The sequence below is a fragment of the Paludibacter jiangxiensis genome (assembly GCF_001618385.1).
Lineage (GTDB): Bacteria > Bacteroidota > Bacteroidia > Bacteroidales > Paludibacteraceae > Microbacter > Microbacter jiangxiensis.
In genome coordinates, this window is record NZ_BDCR01000003.1 from 215,148 (window position 1) to 238,168 (window position 23,021).

Below are 23,021 nucleotides of genomic sequence, written 5' to 3' on the forward strand. Positions count from 1 at the left end.
TTTAACATGAACCGAAACATACGATCACAAATCTGGAGGCAATTTCTGGTTCCGATATCCGCACTCATTTTAATCCTGATTGTCGGCATTCTGGGCTATATCTTCATTGAAGGATATACGCCGTTGAATGCACTATACATGATGGTAATCACTTTCGCCACCATCGGATACGGAGAGCCACAACCACTATCGGCAGAGGGACGGATTTTTACCATCCTGTTGATAATATCGGGGTTCACTGCCGGTTTTTACGCCATTGGCAAACTATCTTCGTTCCTTCTGGAGGGAGAATTAGCAAAACTATTAAAAATCAAACGAATGAATACTGCACTTGAAAACATGAAAAGCCACTACATCGTTTGTGGTTACGGCAAAACCGGCAAACGTGTGACGGAAGATTTGTTGCGTACCGGCAAAAAGGTAGTCCTGATTGAGAGCAACCCCGAGCGAAACGAAAAACTCAAAGATTTTTACGATAAAAACCTGGTGCACATTATTGGCGACGCCACCAATGACGAGATTCTTATTCAGGCAGGGATTGAGCGCGCCAAAATTTTGATTGCAGTATTAACCTCCGATGCAGAAAACCTGTTTGTAACGCTCAGTGCAAAAGATCTTAACAAAGACATCAAGGTAATCACCCGTGTGGAGGATGCCAGTTCGGCCGCAAAATTCAGAAAAGCAGGCACCGACTTCATCATTTCTCAGATTGACCTGGCTTCCGACCGCATTGTCTCTTTAGCTACCTCCACCACCGACTTTTTCAGTTTTGTGGAACTGACCGACGGTAAAGAAGAGTTGCGCGACTATAAATTTCGTTTGGTAGAAATCCGTAACGGTAGCGACCTTATCGGCAAAACGTACCGCGAAGCCAATATTCCTCAACGCACCAATCTTGTTGTTATAGGCTGTTATTCTGCCGATAGCGATCTACAGGTCAATCCAAAAGCAGATGACATAATCAGCCTGGGCGACCGGCTTCTGGTATTTGGAAAAGACGATGAAATAACACTGTTAAAGAAGATCGGTAAAGAACCAAAATAAGAATATCGGATTAAATTTGTTGTGTTGAATTGTCCAAAGCAAGACTGTAAAATACAGCTCAAATGGCACAACAACACATTTAATCCATTATCTATGACAACCTTGTCGGATGCTGTTTTATTCAACAGCTTATTGAAACGGAATAAGAACCTTCGTTTCTTTATCCAACGATCGATGGTGATGCTCTTTCTGGGTACCGTTATAGCGACCGCCGCTACCGGACAACTACCCAAAGCAATGGAAGTGGATATGTTCGTAGCCTCTGACGGATTCATCATCACCAAAGCGGGAGATACCATTCCCGGGAAAATACGGATAACCAAATACATTGAAAATCAATATGGGAGAATCCGTTTCACTGGATATAACGGAGAAAAAGCATCATACAATCCCGATGAAATTACGGGCTTTGGGGTTTATCCTTATGGAGGTGGTTTTAGCTACTACGAAGTCCGTGCATCTGCAAAAAAAGGTGTTCCAATCTATGTATGTGCCTTCATAAAAGGCAAAATCAATGTATTTTTCAACCGGAGCAGTATCTGTCGCTCTGTCGGGACTACAACCGAAACTACCAAAACTACCGGAATTGATTTTGAAATTGCACCAAAGCAAGGACTTCAGATAAGTTCTGAAACTGAGACAACCAGACAAACGAATATTACCAGCATCTGGTATTCCAGTTATTTCGTTGAAAAAAACGATGCTCCTCTTATCAAAGTCGATAAAAATAATTTACCAGAACTTTGGCCCACCTTATTTGGCGACTGTCCGGCATTTGAGGCTGAAGTGGCTAAATATCCCGACTTGAAGCAATTTAAGAATTTCCTAAGACTTGTAGACACTTACAATCAGCTCTGTAATTGATTTCAACAAATCATGACCGGACGACAATGAAAACTGTTTGCAAACACATAATCTCTTTCATTTTGCCAATCACCGTACTAATCATTGTACCACTCCTGATTGAGCAACATTGGGTTATACGAAACATGTTTTGCATGCTGACAGGCGGAATTATTCTCTTTACCGGACTAAGCCTGATGAGCGGAGCCATCATTGCTTTTATCCGCTGGGGAAACGGCACACTGGCACCCTGGTTTCCCACCCGAAAACTCATCACCACCGGACCTTATGCCCTTCTACGCAATCCAATGATCACAGGAGTGGTCGTTACCCTCATCGGGGAAGCTGTAGTCATACTCTCCTACTCCATCCTCATCTGGGCGATCGCATTTTTCCTGATCAACGATATATATTTCCTGATGTACGAAGAGCCAAATCTGGAAAGAAAATTCGGCGAAGAATACCGCCAATACAAGCAAAAGGTACCCCGCTGGATTCCCCGATTCAAAAAGCATTTAACGTAAGACTGTCATCGCAAACCACAATATCTGTATACCATGGAGAATTTTGTCGTTTTCATTCTGTTGAGCCTTCCTGTTTTGGCCATATCACGGCGAAGCTTGTTCAAAATCCGAAGTCACGGATTTTACCGCTTTTTTGCCTGGGAAAGTATGGCTTTCCTTCTATCAATCAATTATCCATATTGGTTTTACAATCCATTCGGAATACTGCAAATAATCTCATGGATACTGCTATTCGGAGCCATTTATCCGGTAGCAGGCGGAATTGTCATGCTCAAAAAGAGAGGCAAACCTCAAAAAAGCAGACAAGACGACTCTTACTACAAATTTGAAGAAACAACTGAACTGGTAGAGTCCGGCATTTACAAATACATCAGGCATCCTATGTATTGCTCGTTATTGTTATTAACGTGGGGCATTTTCCTTAAAAACCCTCTTACAGACGCACTTTTAGCCTCATTGACAGCATCCATATTTCTCTTTTTCACTTCCGTTTTCGACGAGAAAGAATGCCTCTCTTTTTTCGGAGAAAAATACCGCGATTATATGAAACGCACGAAACGTTTTATACCGTACATTTTCTAGCTAGGTTTCTCTCACAATTGCTTATTTTTGTACAGCAACTTAAAACAACGAAATGATGCAATTCGAAGGAAAAATAGTAATCGTTACCGGAGCAGCACAGGGCATCGGCAAATGCGTTGCCGAAACCTTTGCCCAGGAAGGCGCCACGGTGATCGCGGCTGATATTAACGCGCAACTCGGAAAGGGAACCGTTGACCAAATAAACGCCAACGGTAATAATGCCATTTTTATCCATACGGATGTAGCGAATCCTACGGACATTGAACTACTGATAAAACGTACTATTGATCAGTTCGGGCGAATTGACATCCTCATCAACAATACTGGCATTGGGTGCTGGAAGTCACCTTATGACCTATCGGTGGAAGAATGGGACACTGTGATCAACACCAACCTTCGAAGCTCATTTCTTTGTGCTCGTGAAGCGGCCAAAACAATGAGACTCAACGGAGGCGGTAGCATCGTGAATATTGCCTCCACACGGGCTTTTATGTCGGAGCCGAACAGCGAGGCTTACGCAGCCACCAAAGGAGGAATCGTTGCCCTGACACATGCACTTGCGGCTTCGTTCGCCCCCGATCACATTCAGGTAAATTGCATTAGTCCGGGCTGGATTGAAACCCGTGAATACGATCAATTGCGCGACATCGACCACACGCAACATTTTTCGCAGCGGGTTGGCAAACCCGAAGATATTGCCCGCGCCTGCCTGTTTCTGACCAACCCTGCCAATAATTTCATCAACGGCACTAATCTCACCATTGACGGCGGCATGACCAAAAAGATGATTTACGAGCCTGAACCCTGAAACGCCAACCAGTCCAAACCGGGCAATATTTCTTACTTTTGCATCAACTTATTTGAAACAAAACTGAAGCATGAAAACCAACTATTTTGCAACAGGCTTTTTACTCCTGATTTTACTCTCCATAACGTCAGTATCAGCACAAAACAATCAGAAATGGCAGCAATGGCAATGGCTTTTGGGCGAATGGAAAGGTGAAGGCAGCGGACAACCGGGGGAAGGCGCCGGCGGCTTTTCTTTTGAATCCGAGCTGAATGCCAACATTTTGATCCGGAAATCTTATGCTGCATTTCCGGCTACAGCCAACAAACCGGCTTTCAGACACGACGATATCATGACCATCTACAACGATGCTGAAGGACAACCACTGAAAGCCATTTACTTCGATAATGAAGGTCACACGATCCACTACTCGGTAACTGTTGGTGAGAAAAAGATTGTTTTCATCAGCGAAAAAATGCCAAACATGCCGGTTTTCCGCCTGACTTATACGCAGATGGACGACAAAACAGTAAACGTTAGCTTTGAGTTCTCAAAAGACGGCGAACACTTCACGCCTTACTTAGAAGGAAAAAGCATAAAAATAAAATAAACCACTTCTTATTCAATCCATTATGATCCATTATTACTCCGAAAATATACCTCAGCCCAAACTTCGCAAGCGTTTAATATCTGCCTGGATAAAAGAAGTTGCGCAGCTTCACGGCAAAACAACCGGCGAAATTTCCTATATTTTTTGCGACGACGAAAAGATTCTGGAGGTAAACCGCCAATACCTGCAACACGATTATTACACAGATATCATCACCTTTGACGACAACGAAGGAGACAAAATCAACGGTGATATTTTCATCAGCCTCGACACAGTAGCCGACAATGCAAAAGAATTTGATGTCACTTTCGAAAACGAGCTGCATCGGGTAATGATCCATGGCATTTTACACCTTTGCGGGCAAGACGACCACTCACCTGAAGAACGGGCTGAAATGATCCGTAAAGAGAATGAAGCACTTTCGCTCTGGGAAAGAAAATGAGGATGTAACGCTATTTCAGGACTAGTCATTTTCAATAATTAGAAAAGCGACAGCTTATTATGCCATCGCTCTGCTATTCTTTTGCAAGTCAGGAGACTTGCTTTCAGGTGCGACGTAGGCCGGAGCCATACGCCGAACCCGAATCTGCTTTGCACGCTACGGTGAACGGAGAATCGAAGATCAGCGAAGCTAAACAAGAGCGGCTTGTAATCGCAACCAGTTACAAACTGATTCTATTTTGCGTCCAAGCTACACTTCGTTAAGCTTGAACGAGAATTGTAAATCAGCGAAGCTAATCTGCCATACTTGCGCCATCAGAGAACAGAGGCTATTTTGGACTAGACATTCTCAATTAGTTTATTGATTTTGTCAGTAATTTCAATTCTATGCTCTCCCATCCGTTGCAAATAGCCCGGGTGATAAGTGCGTATAGCTAAATCAACATTAATATCATCAAACTTCAAAAGGCAAAGTTTGTTTGTAAGAAATCCGTCAATTGGAACGATTGTAAAGTTTCCTACACTTTTCTTAATATGTTCGTCATAGGTATGACCAGATAAAAACAACAATATATTTGGTTTTAAAATTTCTATTTCTTGTGGAATAACATTAAAAAAATCTATTGTGTAATTTATCAAACCCTGTTGAGGAGACCCTGATTCAGTCTTCCCTATTTTCAATACATTGTTCCAAATATACCCAATTTTCTTATTGGATTGTGTTGATTTTAGTCGTCTAATGAAATTCCAAAATGGTTTACCATATCGTTCGTATCCTTTTTTCAGATAAAATTCATCATAAACACTAATAACCGAATCAATATCAATTCCTTCTTCAAAAGCTCCATGCCATTCATTGGTTTCTTGCCCGAAGAACATTACTTTTAAATCTGCATGTTCATATTCTTCATTAGTTTTGATTAACAAAGGGTGAGTTGCCATATTTGCGTAATCTTCTGGGTCTTCTTCGTTAAATGATTGCAGCATTTCGCTAATTTTTCCCCATTTAGACGAGTATAAGTCATTTAGTTGTACATTCATGTATTTAATGTACTATGGATTATAACGCTCGCCAGTTTTCTTGCAAAATTTGTCGTAAGAGACTATATAGGAGCCTTTCTTGACATTAAATGTTGAACCCGCAGCAGATTTATATGTAAGCCCAGAACTATACAACTCTGCTATTTTTTTGCTGTTTTCATCGTATGTAATAAAATATGATCCCTTTTTGATAACAAAGAAATCACCTGCAACACCTAAAAGATCCAATCCAGAAGTATATAGTTCTGAAATCTTTTTTCCATTTGAATCAAAAATTTGGTAGTAGCTCCCTTTAACTTGAACGTCTGAAATTGCCATGCTAAATTGTATTAATAAATATGCCTACTCTATATAGTTTTCAGCTTCCCTATGTTTCTTTCTTTACTCTTTCAAAATCGCTTACGGCTGTCTGTATTTTTTTACTATGACGCCTAACATCTGTGTAAGTGCGACGCTGTCGCACTTATTTCACATTTATGTCAATCTGTTGATTTACTTAAACATCTAATTTATCTAACGGATTTTGTATCACGAGTGGTCGAAACATTATTTCCGTTCCTATGATATTTCCGCTACAAACCTACAATAAATAATTAACATATTAAAAGGATATATTTTTTAAATTGGTGTGTTGTTTGATCGCCACGGTGCTATGATCCATCAAAAAGGTGAAATGATCCTGTCGGACGAAGGCTTCATGCAATAAATGAAACCTTCCGGTTTCCGGTCCGGAAGGCGAGGTAACCTTTTAACTTCGTCGTCCGCCGTGATTTGCAATCGGACGCAACAGGATTGCTTCAAGGCACGCTTTACCAAAAGCACAAACCACAAACACTTACCCGACTGCAAAACACGCAAATACGAGCAACAAAGCATTAACAATTGCAAAAAAAGTATCAGTGCAAATTTTCTTTTTTAATTATCTTTGAATGATTAAACGGGAAAGGTCAGTCGTTGTTCTGACCAGAATACCAATTCATGACCAGAAAACGCATTGAGCAAGAAGGTTATCTCAGTGATAACGAGTACGCCGTCTTTGTTCTTTTTCTCCAGATTAACCTAACAATCATCAATAATCAACCTTCCATGAAGAAAACAATTTACGTGGCGCTGGTACTTTTTGCGTTTTTCACCTCCTGCAAAGGGAGTGACCCATCCCTATCAAAACAGACCATTGCGGTTTCCACCTCATCTATTGCCCTAAACTACTCCTCTCAAACAAGTTCTGTAACAGTAAAAATGACCGGAACCAAATGGAATGCCACCTCCGATCAGTCGTGGTGCACTCTATCCGTAAATTCCAGTTCAAGTAAAGAAACCGACGTAACCATCAACGTCACGGGCAACAATTCGTTCGCAGCCCGCAATGCGAAAATTATATTTACCTTAAACAACAACGACACAGTCTCTGTGAAGGTCGCCCAATCCGCACTTCCGTCCATTCCTGACTATAGTTCTCCGATTGCAGCGAGTTCCGTGGGCATGACCTCCGACGTCAAAACACTGGCTCACAACATATCAGTTGGCTGGAATCTTGGCAACACGCTTGAAGTACCCGGCAACGAAACCGGCTGGGGAAATCCGTTAACCACGCAACAGTTAATTGACGGAGTAAAAGCTGCTGGATTCAACGCTGTCCGAATTCCATGCGCATGGGACAGTTACGTGGAAGACACCATCTCTTACAAGATTAAAGCAACCTGGCTGGCCCGGGTCAAACAGGTGGTCGATTATTGTTATAAAAACAACATGTATGTCATTCTCAACATTCACTGGGACGGAGGATGGCTCGAGAATCATCCGCAATATGCATACCAGGAAAAAGTGAATGCCAAACAAAAAGCTTACTGGCAGCAGATCGCAGCCTATTTCCGCGATTATGATGAGCATTTGCTATTTGCGGGAACCAATGAAGTACATGTCGACTACAATGCACCATCTGCCGAAAACATTGCCGTTCAGCTATCGTATAATCAAACCTTTGTAAATGCCGTTCGCTCCACAGGAGGAAAGAATGCGTACAGAACGCTGATTGTTCAGTCGTACAATACCAACATTAGCTATGCTGTCAGTTATATGAAAATACCTGACGACACAGCATCGAAAAGGCTGATGGTGGAAGTGCATTGCTATGATCCGTGGGATTTTTGTGGAGACACGGGCAGTTCTGCGGTCAACCTTTGGGGTGCAAGCTACGCATCATACGGGAAAATTTCATCGTGGGGACAGGAAGATTATATAAAACAACAGTTTTCCACAATAAAAACTAACTTTGTGGACAAAGGTTATCCTGTGATTCTTGGAGAATTTGGAGCTGTAAGGCGTTCTTCTCTCACAGGCACAACACTGACAAATCATTTAGCATCAAGAGCCTATTATCTGGGATACGTGGCGCAATATGCAAAAAATAACGGCATAGTTCCTTTCTATTGGGATAACGGAATAACAGGCAACAATGGTTTTGCCCTGATCAACCGGAGTGATGGGTCTGTCTTCGATAGTCAGGCGCTGAATGCTATAGTAACCGGAGCGTCGAACGGCGTTTATCCTTACTAAGAATTGTCTTCAGTCCCGTTTACCATAACCAAACAATTTCAAGCATAAAACCCTAATCTTTAATCTTTATACCTACGAATCAATGAAAAACTTAAAGAACATCCTGATCCTAATGCTTCTGGTGGGTTTAACTGCCCCGCTTCAAGCAAAGGTTTTGTCGTACAAAAAAGACAGTGACGGCATTACCTGCACGCTCAACAAAGGCTTAATGAAAGTGAAGCTATGCTTCGATAACATGGTGGAGGTAAAATACACCACTTTGCCGCTCTTTATCGAAAAACCATCGTTAGTAATCACCAACCCGTTCAAATCTGCGCCGTCATTTGATGTGGCTGAAAAAGCAGGCGAACTGGTCATTACTACTCCAAAACTGAAAATCACGATTGACAAAGCGTCCAACGCTGTCAAATATTTCGATTTGTCAGGAAATGCGATTCTGGCAGAAGACGATTCTCAAAACAAAACCATGGAGCCCACTACCATAGCCGGCATCGACGTTTATAACTGTACTTCTCAGTTTCAATCGCCGGCCGACGAAGCGCTTTTCGGACTTGGATGCCATCCGGAAGATTCTCTCTCCATCAACTACAAAGGCCGTAATCAGGAACTTGCCATCCGTTACATGACAGGTGCTATTCCCGTGATGCTTTCCACCAAAGGATATGGTTTGTTCTGGGACAACTACTCTGCATCGAATTTCTACGGAGCAGAAGCCGGCAACACCAAATACAAATACGTCTCGGAAAGCGGCAATATGGTTGATTATTACTTCATTTACGGACCCGATTTCGATAATATCATTTCAACTTTCCGTAATGCTTCGGGCAATGCGCCGATGTTCCCAAAATGGGCTTTAGGTTTGTTCCAGTCACAAGACCGATATAAGAGCCAGGCCGAAATTCTTTCGGTAAAAGACGGTTACCGCAACAACAAGATTCCTGTGGATGTCATCGTGCAGGACTGGTTCTACTGGGAACCCAATGTAATCGGATCGCATGTGATGTGGCCGGAACGCTATCCGAATCCCAAGGCAATGGTTGACGAATTGCACAATTCCAATATCCATGCCATGATTTCAATCTGGCCGGTATTCTCCAAAGGCACCGAACCATTCAACCAAATGAGTCATTCCGGAGGCATGACCGATATTCGCTGGCTCAACGTAATGACCAACATTCTGGACTATTACTACGATGCTCACAGTCCACAGGCCCGCGATCTCTACTGGCGACAGGCTTGCGACAGTTTGATAGGCCGTTTCGGTTGGGATGCATGGTGGGTGGATCAGTGCGAACCCGACAATGGCAATATTGGAGTTGACAAATACATGGATTTACGCCGTCAAAGCCATTTTGCTATCGGTCGCGGCATCGACTATATGAATACTTTCTCGCTGATGCACTCTACCGGATTATACGAACACTGGAGGAAAGAAATTGCCGACAAACGTGTATTCTTATTGATTCGTCAAGCTTTTGCAGGACAACAGCGCAACTCGGCAACTCTTTGGTCGTCCGACATTACCTGTACATGGAAAGCTTTCCGCAATCAGGTTCCTCAGGGAATCAATGCCTGTGCCTCGGGTATTCCTTACTGGACATCAGACATAGGCGGTTACCACCTCAACTGGCAAGCACCCGACTGGACAACCCCTACCAATCAGGAACTTTTTACCCGTTGGTTCCAGTTCGGTACTTTCAGCCCTATCTTCCGCATCCACGGCAAGGGCGAACGTGCCATCTTCTCGAAAAACTGGAGCGAAAACACTCGTTCCGTCCTGATGAAATATGACAACCTGCGCTACCGCCTGATGCCATATCTCTACTCACTCTCGTGGAAAGTAACCAACGAAGGGTACACCATCATGCGTTCTCTCGGTTTTGATTTCCGCAACGATGATGCAGTAAAAAATATTCCCGACCAGTACATGTTCGGCCCTGCATTCCTTGTAAATCCAGTGACACAACAGCTCTACAGTGCACCTGACAGTAAAAAGATTGCAAAAACACGTAAGGTTTATCTGCCAAAATCGACCAACTGGTATGATTTCTGGACAGGCAAACAAATTGAAGGAGGAAAAAGCATAGATGCAAAGGCAACTATCGAAACCATGCCACTTTACATCAAAGCCGGATCGATTGTGCCGATGGGCCCATATCTCCAGTATGCAAATGAAAAACCTGCCGATCCTATCGAACTACGTGTTTACGCAGGTGCAGATGCCGATTTCGTTATTTATGAAGACGAAAACGATAACTACAACTATGAAAAAGGCAAATTTGCAACTATTCCTCTTCACTGGAACGAAGCCGCAAAAACGCTGACTATCGGTAACCGTCAGGGCGAATTTGCCGGAATGGTAAAAGACCGTTCGTTCCGTGTTGTGTTAGTCAATGCGAAAAACGGAATGGGTATTGAACCTGCAAAAACAGCCAAAACGGTTCAGTACAACGGAGCCGAAGTATCAGTAAAGAACTTGTAAAAAGCACCAGTAACCGGTAGCCTGACTCAAACCAGACTACCGGTTATCTGATTGAACATTTACAAACTCTGAATAGCATATTAATAGGCTGTTTTATCTAAGATAAGTTTTCGTGATGAAAAATAAATAATGTAATTGCTTTTATGTAGGAGCCTGATCTCATATCTTCTTTTACTTTTTGTCTTGACACAAAAAGTAAACAAAAAGGTCAAGGCTCAATCCGCTTCACTCAAAAAACTGGCGTTCATCGACGCAAATCGCCCAAACTCGTTCTCTCCTATTGTCGAGAACTTCAAACAAGGACGATTTGTGCGTCGCTTCACTTGTTTTTTGGCTCACCGGACAAGGCCACTTCAATCTGCATGAGCAAGATACATCAAAACAGAACAATACTGTTTTTATAATCTTCAACAAAACCAGACCCGAAGGGACAACAAAAATACCAAACTGACGGAAAGCTGTTTGAGAGAGTAGGCCAATTACAGAAGTTTGTTGATGAGAAAAAGTTTCATGGCCGAGCGAACGAGTTCTTTTATGTGATATGTGTTTATTTTTTTAAGGACACATAGAACTCGTAACTCGTTTCCGTCTCTGTTTTTGCTTACTTTTTGGCGCAAAAAGTAAGGCCTGCCGCAGGCAAAGAACAAATTTAAGAGGACAAAGAATTGAGTGAATATAACATAGGATACTCCAAAACCGGGTATTTTTCAAGCACGCAAGATATTGATTTTTAATTCATTATTCAACAAACACCTTTTTTATTCCGTCAACACGTCGATTTAACCCAAATTCCGCAATAGCGGAATTTGCCCGAAGGGCTGACGAAAAATATTATTTTTGTCAGGGTTAACCCCGATATTTTTGCAGATAATCTGCAAAAATCGTCGATTAATCAATAGAAATTTTTCTATTGATTAATTTGGGTTTAATAAATTATCCTGTAAATTTGAGTCTGAGAACAATGAATGTCCGGCTTTACCATAAACCGGATAATCGTCTCACAAACAAACATTTTACAAATTTATAATTCCATATTATGAACAGATTTGTTAGTTTTTTCTCGGCCGCATTGATACTGACACTACTGTCGTGCAATGTTGTAAAAAATCCTCGTTTGACGGATAATTTCAATGACGGATGGAAATTTCATCTGGGAGATACCATCGACCCGCAATCTCCTGAATTTAATGATCAGTCATGGCGAATGCTTACACTCCCGCACGACTGGAGCATTGAAGGTTCATTCGACAAAAACAGCAAAGCCGGATACGGCGGTGGCTATCTGAACGGTGGTATCGGATGGTATCGCAAAACATTCATACTGGATAAAAACATATATCAGGACAAGGATATTTTTATCGACTTCGACGGAGTATATTGCAACAGCGAAGTCTGGATAAACGGACATTATCTCGGAAAGCGTCCCAACGGCTATATCTCATTTCAATACGAACTGACCAAATACCTTAAACTGGGAAAACGCAATGTGATTGCCGTCAGGGTAGACAACTCGCACCAACCCAATTCGCGCTGGTACTCCGGCTGCGGTATTTATCGCAATGTTTGGCTGAACGCAGTATCTCCGGTTCATTTCAAACAATGGGGTATCGGCATCACTACTCCGAAAGTAACTCCGCAAAAAGCCACTATCAAAACTCAATTTCAGATCTCATTACCCGGGACCGATAGCAGCGCTGTCACCATTGAGGCGAAATTATACGACACCGAAGGCAAACTGGTTGCGCAAAACGGCAAAGTTGTCTCAAAAGACAAAAAATACAACACCACGCTCGAACTGATCGCGCCGCATCTTTGGAGTACTGAAGATCCCTATCTCTACAAGCTGGTTTCTCAATTGTATGTCAACAAAAAACTAACCGATCAGGTAACAACTCAGGTAGGAGTACGTTATTTTAATTTCGATGCAGACAATGGATTTTCACTCAACGGCAAACCCCTGAAAATTGTGGGTGTTTGCAATCACCACGACTTAGGTTGTCTTGGTACGGCTGTCAATAAACGGGCAATCGAACGCCAGTTGGAAATTCTCAAAGCGATGGGCTGCAACGGTATCCGCACATCTCATAATCCTCCGGCTCCCGAATTGCTCGACCTTTGCGACAAAATGGGATTTGTAGTGATGGACGAGGCTTTCGACATGTGGGAAAAGAGCAAAACCACGTTCGATTATTCGCATGAATTCAAGAAATGGCATACACGCGATTTACAGGATCAGGTGTTGCGCGACCGCAATCACCCGAGCGTTGTTGTGTGGAGCGTGGGCAACGAAATTCCCGAACAGTGGAGGGATTCACTCAATGCGGGAGCCCGGATCATGAAAAATTTGTGTTCTATTGTCCGTAGTATTGACACAACTCGTCCTATCGTCACGGCCAACAATGAACCGAATCCCAAAAATGCCATTATCAATAGCGGAGAAACCGATTTGATCGGCATCAATTACCACATCGAAAACTGGTTGAAATTCAAACAGGATTATCCGGGCAAAAAACTGATTGTTACCGAGTCGACCTCAGCATTGCAAACCCGCGGTTGGTACCAGATGCCTTCCGACAGCATCGCTCGCGTCCCCAAACGTTGGGACATCCCCTACTCGACACCTCACCATTTCTGCTCCGCTTATGATAATTGCTCGGCTCCCTGGGGATCGACTCACGAAGAAACATGGAAGGTGGTGAAGGCTAATCCGTATGTTTCGGGTATGTTTGTCTGGACCGGTTTCGACTATATCGGGGAACCGACGCCTTACACATGGCCTTCGCGCAGTTCTTATTTCGGCATTGTCGATCTGGCGGGCTTCCCGAAGGATGTTTACTACATGTATCAAAGCGAATGTACGACCAAAACCGTTTTGCACCTCTTCCCTCACTGGAACTGGAAGCCCGGGCAAACTGTCGACATGTGGGCTTATTACAACAACGCCGACGAGGTGGAATTATTCCTCAACGGTCGGTCATTGGGACGCCAACACAAAGTGGGCGATCAGTTACACGTTATGTGGAAAGTGCCGTTCGAAGCAGGAACCCTGCGTGCCATATCTTACAAGCAAGGGCGACAGGTAGCGTCTACCGAAGTGAAAACCGCCGGAATTCCTAACCGCATCCGCCTGACAGCCGACCGCCGTAAAATTACCGCCGACGGCAGCGACCTTTCCTTTGTCACCATCGACATCGTGGATAAAGACGGAAATCTTGTTCCCGATGCCGACAATTTGGTTAAGTTCCAACTTGAGGGCCCGGGTAAAATTGCAGGTGTGGATAACGGCAGCCCAATCAGCATGGAGTCGTTCAAGGCCGACCATCGCAAGGCATTCAACGGCAAGGCTCTTTGTGTCGTCCAATCGAAAAAACGTAGCGGCATTATCCGTTTAACGGCAACATCGGCAGGATTGGCAACGGGAATCGTGGAAATAAGCAGTAAGTAAAAAAACATCATTTATCAACAACTCTCATACTATCAAACAAAAATGCAATTCGGACATTTCGACGACAGCCGACGTGAATACGTCATTACCAACCCACGCACGCCGTGGCCCTGGATTAATTATTTAGGCAACGAGGATTTTTTCAGTTTGGTTTCAAACACCGGCGGTGGCTATTCTTTTTACAAAGATGCCAAGTTCCGCCGTATAACCCGTTATCGCTACAACAATGTACCGATGGATAGCGGCGGTAAGTATTTCTACATCAACGACGGCGAGTCCATCTGGAGTCCCGGTTGGAAGCCCTGCAAAACGCCTCTCGACAGCTATGAATGCCGCCACGGGATGAATTACACCACCATAAAAGGCGTCAAAAACGGAGTGGAAGCCGAAGTGCTTTACTTTGTGCCGCTGAAAACATGGGCTGAAGTTCAAAAACTCACGCTGCGCAATACCACTTCGGAAGTGAAAACATTGAAAGTATTTTCTTTCGTTGAATGGTGTTTGTGGAACGCGGCTACCGATATGGAAAACTTCCAGCGTAATTTCTCCACCGGCGAAGTAGAAATAGAAAACTCGGTGATTTATCACAAAACCGAATACAAAGAGCGTCGCAATCATTATGCTTATTATGCTGCCAACGTGGCTTTGAACGGCTTCGAGACTGACCGCGAAACATTCTTCGGACTGTACAACGGATTCGACGAACCGCAGACCGTACTCGAAGGTGCTCCGCGTAACTCGGTGGCTCACGGTTGGTCGCCCATTGCGTCTCACTACATCGAAGTGACTTTGCAACCTAGCGAGTCGAAAGATTTAGTGTTCGTTTTGGGCTATGTCGAAAATGAGGAAGAAGAAAAATGGGAAAGCAAAAACATCATCAATAAAACCAAAGCCAAAGCAACTATTGCACGCTTTGATACAGCCGAAAAAGTGGATGCTGCGCTGGCCGAACTGCGCGCTTACTGGGACAATCTGTTGAATGTGTTCAGAGTGAAAACCGGTGAAGAAAAGCTGGATCGCATGGTGAACATCTGGAATCAGTACCAATGTATGATTACCTTCTGTTTCTCGCGCTCAGCGTCGTTCTTCGAAAGTGGCATCGGTCGCGGGATGGGTTTCCGCGATTCCAATCAGGACTTGATCGGTTTTGTGCATCAAATTCCGGAACGCGCCCGCGAGCGCATCATCGACATTGCTTCTACCCAATTCCCCGACGGCGGTTGCTACCATCAATACCAACCATTGACAAAAAAAGGGAACAACGAAATTGGACAGGGCTTCAACGACGACCCGATGTGGTTGATTCTTGGTACCACGGCTTATATCAAAGAAACGGGTGATTTTTCTATATTGGACGAGCCGGTACCGTTTGACAATGTGCCCGGTTCTGAGGTATCGCTATTCGAGCACCTCATCGTGTCATTCGACCACGTGATTAATCATCTCGGTCCTCACGGATTACCACTAATCGGCCGTGCTGACTGGAACGACTGCCTAAACCTGAATTGCTTCTCCAACGATCCGAACGAAAGTTTCCAAACCACAGAAAACAAAACTGAAGGTTCCAAAGCCGAAAGTTTGATGATTGCCGGATTGTTTGTTATTTACGGCAACGATTATGTGGAATTGTGCAAAAAATTAGGTAAAAACGAAGAAGCCGCCCGTGCGCAAATGCATGTGGACAAAATGGTGGAGGCTGTGAAGCAACACGGCTGGGATGGCGAATGGTTCCTGCGTGCTTATGACTATTTCGGCAACAAAATCGGCTCGAACGAAAATGAAGAGGGTAAAATTTTTATCGAATCGAACGGATGGTGTACCATGGCCGGTATCGGTCTCGAAGATGGTCTGGTAACCAAAGCACTCGACTCGGTAAAAGAACGCCTCGACTGCGAACATGGCATTGTACTCAACAATCCGGCATTCTCAAAATACTATATCGAATACGGCGAAATATCCAGTTATCCGGAAGGTTACAAAGAAAACGCCGGCATCTTCTGCCACAACAATCCGTGGATCATCATTGGTGAAACCGTGCAGGGACGAGGCGACCGTGCGTGGAAATATTTCCGCAAAATCTGTCCGTCGTACACCGAGCATATCAGCGACCTGCACAAGGTAGAACCTTACGTTTATGCCCAGATGATAGCCGGTAAAGATGCCTTCAAGCCCGGCGAAGCCAAAAACTCGTGGCTTACAGGTACGGCAGCATGGAATTTTTACGCTATTTCGCAATACATTCTCGGTATTCAGCCCACATACGACGGCCTGCGCATCGATCCGTGTATCCCTGCCGAATGGGACGAATACAGCGTCACCCGCCAGTTCCGCGGTGCAACCTACGAAATCACGGTAAAAAATCCGAACGGAAATATGAAGGGAGTGAAATCGCTTGTCATCGATGGAAAAGCTGTTTCTGGTAACATAGTTCCTGTGATACCGGCAGGCACTGTCTGCAAGATAGAAGTAACGCTTTAATGCTAATTTCTTTCAGGTTTCCCAGTGAGAGAAACCTGAAAGAAAAAGGCTAATGAGTATCTAATATTTTACCTAATGTGTAAGGAAGAAAGATGAAAGCAAATACCATCGAAGTTAAATTTTGATTATAGGGGCGTTAGCCCTGACTTCTTGGTAGAACATAATAGTAAATGAATACAGAGGAGCGTAGCTCTGATTTCTTCTTTACACCAGAGTCAAAATACACATGTTATTTCCATTCAGACGTCAGGGCTATGCCCCTCTCCTTTGTTCTTCTGTAGATTTTCTACCAAGACAATAGGGCTACCCCCCTGATATTTGAGAAAAAACAATCTGGAATAATCGGTCTAAATCTGATAGTCGTCAAGGCTAAAACTTCACATGGTATATTTAAGCCAAGCTGTTTTTCTATTGATATGGATGTACTTTGTGCAAACATCATTGCCTGATGTAATTGGCCCTGATCGTTCTGTAGAATAACATCAAATTACCAACTCACTAAAAACCAACCACATTTATTTTCTCTCAACGACTTTTGTAGAGTATTAATAGAGGGGTTTCATTTCTGTTGACAGATAAAATCTGATATTTTTGTATCCGATTTTCAGTAAGAAAATTCCAACAGAACCAATGAAACTAATTCAGAAAACACAAAACAAATGAGACACAAAAATTTATTACTCAGTGCCGGCATTTTTATCTTCGGAGCAATATCATTGAGTTTTATTCCAGTCAAAGAGGTTTCTCCCTACGAATCTCAGATCTCGAAAATAATGTCGAAGATGACATTGGAACAAAAAGTAGGACAAATGGCTCAATTCAGTGTTGATGCCGTACTGAAAAGCAAAATACCCGGAGTTCCCGATTTTCCTGTCGAAGTAGATATTGACAAAGTAACTCACATTTTGGGAGACCTGAAAGCCGGTTCGTTACTGAATACACCGGCCGGTATTGCCCAAAACACTGCCACATGGGATAAACTGAACAATCAATTGCAGGAAATAGCAATGAAAGCGAATGGCATTCCTATGATTTTCGGCGTTGATGCCATTCACGGAGCCAACTATACAGAAGGTTCGGTACTTTTTCCGCAGGAAATCGCGATGGCTGCCACGTTTAACCGACAACTGGTGTACGAAGGGGCAAAAGTGAGCGCTTACGAAGTTCGTGCCAGCATTACTCCGTGGAACTTCTCTCCTGTACTCGACATGGGACGTAACCCCAACTGGTCGCGTATCTGGGAAACCTACGGTGAAGATCCATTCCTCACATCCGAACTGGGTGTCGCCTGCATAAAAGGCTATCAGGGCAACGATCCGAACCACGTTGGCATGTACAATGTGGCCGCCTGCCTGAAACATTTTATGGGCTACGGTGTTCCGGTCAGCGGACAGGATCGTACTCCGGCGCTGATTCCTGAAAACGAGCTGCGCGAACGCCACCTGAAACCGTATGCCGCTACCATTAAAGCAGGAGCATTGTCTGTGATGGTAAATTCGGCCATTATCAACGGAGAACCGGTTCATGCAAGCCATCACATTCTCACCGACATTCTGAAAGATGAGCTCAAATTCGATGGCGTGGTGGTAACCGACTGGCAGGACATCAACAACCTTTACAAACGCGACCGGATTGCCTCCAGCGACAAAGAAGCGATTATGATTTCTATCAATGCCGGTGTCGATATGGCAATGATTCCTTACGACGAAAATTATTGCAAAGATTTGGTGGCACTGGTGAAAGAAAACAAAGTGTCGATGAGCCGTATCGACGATGCCGTCCGTCGTATTCTGCGTATGAAATACCGCTTAGGCTTGTTCAGTAAACCGACATGGAAAAGTACGGACTATACAAACTTCGGATCAGCTCAAAGTCAGCAACTGGCAAAATCATCTGCTGACGAAGCAATTACTCTACTGAAAAACAAAAACTATTTATTGCCACTGCAGAAGGCTTACCGCATTTTGGTGACAGGACCGAATGCAGATACAAAGCGCAGTCTGAATGGTGGTTGGAGCCGCAACTGGCAGGGAGACAAGACTCCGGAACATGAAAAAGCAGGTGCTACCATTCTGGAAGCCTTGCAACAAAAAGCCGGCAAAGATCATGTGGTATACGAACCCGGAGTGACTTACAACGAGAAAGGCAAATACTACGACGAAAATAGCCCCGAAATAGACAAAGCTGTTGCTGCTGCAAAAGGTTGCGATGTTATCGTGGCTTGTATCGGCGAGAATTCTTACTGCGAAACACCGGGTAATCTCACGTCTCTGGAGATGTCGAAAAATCAACAAGCTTTGATTAGTGAACTTGCCAAAACCGGCAAACCCATAGTTTTGATCCTCAACGAAGGCCGTCCTCGAATATTTTCCGATATCGAACCGCTCGCAAACGCCGTTGTTCATACCTATTTGCCAGGCAGCTACGGCAGCCTGTCGTTGGCCGATATTCTGTATGGCGATGTCAATCCTTCGGGAAAATTACCTTACACCTATCCGAAATATACCAACCTGCTGACTACTTACGACTATAAACCGTCGGAAAATCGTGAGGTAATGGAAGGAGCCTATAACTACGATGCCAACAACGCTGTACAATATCCGTTCGGCTTCGGGTTGAGTTATACCTCTTTCGAATATTCGAACCTAAAAATCAACAAGGCTCACTTCAACGCAAACGACGAACTTGAATTTACCGTCACTGTAAAAAATACTGGTAAAATAGCAGGTAAAGAGGCAGTCTTGTTATTTGTTTCCGACGATGTAGCATCGCTTACACCCGACAACAAACGCCTGCGTGCATTCGAGAAAGTAAGTCTGCTTGCGGGAGAGACAAAAACGATCACCTTAAAGGTACCTGCATCCGAACTTGCTTTTGTAGGACTCGACAACAAATGGCGTTTAGAAGCCGGTAGTTTCACCGTCCGTTGCGGAAATCAAAAATTATCCATCAATGCTGATGAAACAAAGGTTTGGGAGAGCTACTTAAAATAACACACCAATTATTTGCCATTTAACAACAAAAACATTCAAATTCTCATATTAGTTCATGAAACGCCCATGACAAAATCTATTGCTTTCGACATACAAAGGAACAATTACATTTTGTCATGAAGTTTCATCTGATCCTTAAAAGTAAATCATAAACAGATGAAATCTATTCTCGTCACAATTGCACTCGGAGCCTCTCTGATGGTTTCTGCGCAACAAAAAACGCCCGTTTACCTCGATGTAACGAAACCCATCGAAGAACGGGTAGAAAACGCTCTCTCGCTGATGACTACCGAAGAAAAGGTAGCCTTATGCCATGCACAATCAAAGTTCAGTTCAAAAGGGGTTCCCCGTCTGGGTATTCCCGAAGTTTGGACCGATGACGGACCTCACGGCATCCGCGAAGAAGTTTTCTGGGATGAATGGGATGGAGCCCATTGGACTAATGACTCCTGTACCGCTTTCCCTGCTCTTACCTGTCTGGCGGCCACATTCAATCCTCACCTATCTTTGCTTTATGGCAAATCGATCGGCGAAGAAGCGCGCTACCGGAATAAAACCGTGCTGCTTGGCCCCGGCGTGAATATCTATCGCACCCCGTTAAACGGAAGAAATTTCGAATACATGGGAGAAGATCCTTATCTGTCATCACGCATGGTAGTGCCTTATATTCAGGGTGTACAGTCCATTGGTGTCGCTGCCTGTGTAAAACACTTTGCGCTGAACAATCAGGAAGAATGGCGCGGACATATCAATGTGAATGTAAGCGATCGTGCGTTGTACGAAATTTATCTTCCGGCATTCAAAGCTGCCGTACAGGAAGGTAAGGCCTGGTCGATCATGGGTTCCTACAACCAATTCAGAGGCGAACATTGCTGCCATAACGACCTGCTTTTGAACAAGATTCTGAAACAAGACTGGAAATTTGACGGTGTGGTAATCAGCGACTGGGGCGGAACTCACAATACCGATCAGGCCATCAAAAACGGACTCGACATTGAAATGGGAACTTATACCAATGGCTTAACTACCAAAGGAAAATTCTCCTATTCATCTTATTATTTAGCCGATCCATTCCTGAAAGGAATTAACGAAGGTAAATACGACATGGCTTTACTCAACGACAAAGCCCGTCGGATTCTTCGGTTAGTATTCCACACCACCATGAGCGAAAACCGTCCTTTCGGTCGTTTCGTATCACCGGAACACAGTGAAGCCGGACGCAAAATTGCAGAAGAAGGTATTGTATTATTAAAAAACGACAAGCAATTTTTCCCGCTAACAGGCAAATACAATAAAATTGCCATTATTGGAGAAAATGCGACACGCAGCCTTGTGATCGGTGGCGGTTCTTCATCCCTGAAAGTATCCTACGAAGTATCTCCGCTGGCCGGTTTAACCGCTGCGTATGGCAAAGATCACGTTGTTTACAGCATGGGATATGCTTCCGGTCCGTCAATGTATGGCCGGGAAATGAGATCGAAGCTCAATGCCGACTCGCTTGTGGCAGCAGCTGTGGAAGTTGCCAAAAATGCGGATATCGTACTTTTCGTTGGAGGACTCAACAAAAACCATTTTCAGGATTGTGAAGGAGGAGACCGCAAATCGTTAGATCTTCCTTTCGGTCAGGACAAATTAATCGACGCGTTGGTAAAAGCCAACAAAAACACGGCTGTGGTACTATTGAGCGGAAACGCAGTGGCAATGCCCTGGGTTGACAAAGTTCCTGCTATTATGCAAGGATGGTATCTAGGCTCCGAAGCCGGTAATGCTTTGGCGAATGTCATCTCCGGAAAAGTAAATCCATCGGGTAAATTGCCATTCTCTTTCCCTAAAAAACTGGAAGACAATGCTGCTCATTCTTTCGGCAAACTCTCCTACCCCGGCGACAGCATCAACGAACTTTACAAAGAAGACATTCTGGTTGGTTATCGTTGGTTTGACACGAAAAACATTGCACCGCTATTTCCCTTCGGTTATGGGTTGAGCTATACCACTTTCGCCTATTCAAAACCTACTGTCGATAAAGCTGATGTAACACAAGACGGGACAATACGAGTAAGCTTTACACTGACAAACAACGGTAAAGTTGACGGTGCCGAAACAGCTCAGCTTTATGTAAGCAAGACTAAATCAGCCGTAACCCGTGCCACGAAAGAATTGAAAGCATTTCAAAAAGTCTTCCTCAAAGCGGGAGAAAGTCAAACAGTGACGATGGAAATTCCGGTAAGCAGTTTTGCTTTTTATGATGAAGTTCAACACGGATGGAATGTCGAAAAAGGAGCATATCAATTATTGGTAGGCAGCTCGTCGCGCGACATAAAAGGAAAAATAGACGTGAAAATACAGTAACATCTAAGCTGCATCTATAACGCTTTCAGAAGAGGCTGTATCAAAAGGGAAATTGGAATTATAATAACTTATGATTCGAAAGCTGATATTTTTACCCCAAACCCCTGAAGGGGCTATAAATCTGCTGTTGTTATTGGCGTAGAAGTCCCCTTTAGGGGATTTAGGGGTAAAAAAAGAAATAGCCTGTTAATTTATCAATAGAGAATTCAATTTTTGAGACGGCATTTTTAATTTTCAGTCACTTATGTAATATTGATTACAGTTTTATGGTCATTTCCGATAGTATCTTTGTCATGTCAAATAACGACAAACTGTATCAATCATAAAACATTACAAAAATGAGTACACCTTTTGAAACAGCAGTAGTCTTTCCTTTGGAAAACTCTGTGGAATATACCTCTGGCGGCGTTGTTAGCAAACAGATTATTAAAAGTGCGGCAGGCAATGTCACTCTCTTTTCGTTCGACAAAGGCCAGGGTCTCACCGAACATACCGCTCCTTTTGATGCAATTGTTCAGGTTCTCGACGGAGAAGTAGAAATCAGTATCGACGGCCATCCTCACCGGGTCAAAAAAGGAGAATGCATCATCATGCCAGCCAATCATCCTCATGCTTTGTCGGCTGTGGAAGCCTTCAAAATGCTGCTGACAATGATCAAAGGATAATATTTTCGAAGCAAATAAAGTAAGCGCCGGGAGACAATTCTCTCCGGCGCTTTTTTGTTGATTAAAGTGGAGAGACAACAATATAAAACTCTCTGATATTTATATTTTTCAGCATATTTTTTCATTTCATCAAAACGTCTGTTTTTTTACATAACTAATTTGAAAACCAAAATATTATTTT

General features: G+C 43.6%; 16 protein-coding genes. 14 read left to right on the forward strand and 2 right to left on the reverse strand.

What is annotated here, in order from left to right; translation table 11 throughout:
• Nucleotides 1-6: 6 nt before the first annotated feature.
• From PJIAN_RS07410 to ybeY, 7 genes are all read left to right on the forward strand, one after another.
• On the forward strand, nt 7-1,044 hold the full coding sequence (locus PJIAN_RS07410) for a potassium channel family protein (protein WP_068703628.1): 1,038 nt from the start codon (nt 7-9) through the stop codon (nt 1,042-1,044).
• A gap of 93 nt (nt 1,045-1,137) precedes the next feature.
• Nucleotides 1,138-1,908, forward strand: coding sequence for a hypothetical protein (locus tag PJIAN_RS07415; RefSeq protein ID WP_068703631.1), 771 nt, complete (start codon nt 1,138-1,140; stop codon nt 1,906-1,908).
• 134 nt (nt 1,909-2,042) lie between these two features.
• On the forward strand, nt 2,043-2,411 hold the full coding sequence (locus PJIAN_RS07420; protein WP_068703633.1) for a methyltransferase family protein: 369 nt from the start codon (nt 2,043-2,045) through the stop codon (nt 2,409-2,411).
• A 33-nt stretch (nt 2,412-2,444) separates the two neighbouring features.
• Complete coding sequence (locus PJIAN_RS07425; protein WP_068703635.1) at nt 2,445-2,993, forward strand: methyltransferase family protein; 549 nt, start codon at nt 2,445-2,447, stop codon at nt 2,991-2,993.
• Between the two features lie 52 nt (nt 2,994-3,045).
• Nucleotides 3,046-3,801 (forward strand): glucose 1-dehydrogenase, encoded by a 756-nt coding sequence (locus tag PJIAN_RS07430; protein WP_201787351.1) that lies wholly within the window; start codon nt 3,046-3,048, stop codon nt 3,799-3,801.
• Nucleotides 3,802-3,871: 70 nt separating this feature from the next.
• A complete protein-coding gene (locus tag PJIAN_RS07435) occupies nt 3,872-4,390 on the forward strand; it encodes a hypothetical protein (RefSeq protein ID WP_068703637.1) in 519 nt (172 codons plus the stop codon).
• A gap of 22 nt (nt 4,391-4,412) precedes the next feature.
• Nucleotides 4,413-4,832 carry an rRNA maturation RNase YbeY gene (ybeY, locus tag PJIAN_RS07440; RefSeq protein ID WP_068703639.1) on the forward strand — a complete coding sequence of 140 codons (420 nt, stop codon included), beginning with the start codon at nt 4,413-4,415 and terminating at the stop codon, nt 4,830-4,832.
• A 338-nt stretch (nt 4,833-5,170) separates the two neighbouring features.
• On the opposite strand, the gene PJIAN_RS07445 is transcribed toward ybeY, so the two are convergent.
• Nucleotides 5,171-5,872 (reverse strand): uracil-DNA glycosylase family protein, encoded by a 702-nt coding sequence (locus tag PJIAN_RS07445; protein ID WP_068703640.1) that lies wholly within the window; start codon nt 5,870-5,872, stop codon nt 5,171-5,173.
• A gap of 12 nt (nt 5,873-5,884) precedes the next feature.
• Nucleotides 5,885-6,190 carry a hypothetical protein gene (locus PJIAN_RS07450; RefSeq protein WP_068703642.1) on the reverse strand — a complete coding sequence of 102 codons (306 nt, stop codon included), beginning with the start codon at nt 6,188-6,190 and terminating at the stop codon, nt 5,885-5,887.
• A gap of 768 nt (nt 6,191-6,958) precedes the next feature.
• Between PJIAN_RS07450 and PJIAN_RS07455 the strand changes: the two genes are divergently transcribed.
• The 7 genes from PJIAN_RS07455 to PJIAN_RS07485 all read left to right on the forward strand — a co-directional run bounded on the left by PJIAN_RS07455 (nt 6,959) and on the right by PJIAN_RS07485 (nt 22,840).
• Nucleotides 6,959-8,428 carry a cellulase family glycosylhydrolase gene (locus PJIAN_RS07455; RefSeq protein WP_084252369.1) on the forward strand — a complete coding sequence of 490 codons (1,470 nt, stop codon included), beginning with the start codon at nt 6,959-6,961 and terminating at the stop codon, nt 8,426-8,428.
• Between the two features lie 82 nt (nt 8,429-8,510).
• The gene (locus PJIAN_RS07460) at nt 8,511-10,910 is read left to right on the forward strand and encodes a glycoside hydrolase family 31 protein (protein WP_068703644.1); all 2,400 of its coding nucleotides are present in this window, start codon (nt 8,511-8,513) and stop codon (nt 10,908-10,910) included.
• A 1,036-nt stretch (nt 10,911-11,946) separates the two neighbouring features.
• The gene (galB, locus tag PJIAN_RS07465) at nt 11,947-14,355 is read left to right on the forward strand and encodes a beta-galactosidase GalB (RefSeq protein ID WP_068703646.1); all 2,409 of its coding nucleotides are present in this window, start codon (nt 11,947-11,949) and stop codon (nt 14,353-14,355) included.
• Between the two features lie 42 nt (nt 14,356-14,397).
• Nucleotides 14,398-16,833 carry a glycoside hydrolase family 94 protein gene (locus PJIAN_RS07470; RefSeq protein WP_068703648.1) on the forward strand — a complete coding sequence of 812 codons (2,436 nt, stop codon included), beginning with the start codon at nt 14,398-14,400 and terminating at the stop codon, nt 16,831-16,833.
• Between the two features lie 659 nt (nt 16,834-17,492).
• Entirely contained in the window at nt 17,493-19,826 is a 2,334-nt protein-coding gene (locus PJIAN_RS07475) for a glycoside hydrolase family 3 N-terminal domain-containing protein (protein WP_068703650.1), read from the forward strand.
• Between the two features lie 156 nt (nt 19,827-19,982).
• Nucleotides 19,983-22,175 carry a beta-glucosidase gene (locus PJIAN_RS07480; protein WP_068703652.1) on the forward strand — a complete coding sequence of 731 codons (2,193 nt, stop codon included), beginning with the start codon at nt 19,983-19,985 and terminating at the stop codon, nt 22,173-22,175.
• 338 nt (nt 22,176-22,513) lie between these two features.
• Nucleotides 22,514-22,840 (forward strand): cupin domain-containing protein, encoded by a 327-nt coding sequence (locus tag PJIAN_RS07485; RefSeq protein ID WP_068703654.1) that lies wholly within the window; start codon nt 22,514-22,516, stop codon nt 22,838-22,840.
• The last annotated feature ends 181 nt before the right edge of the window (nt 22,841-23,021 follow it).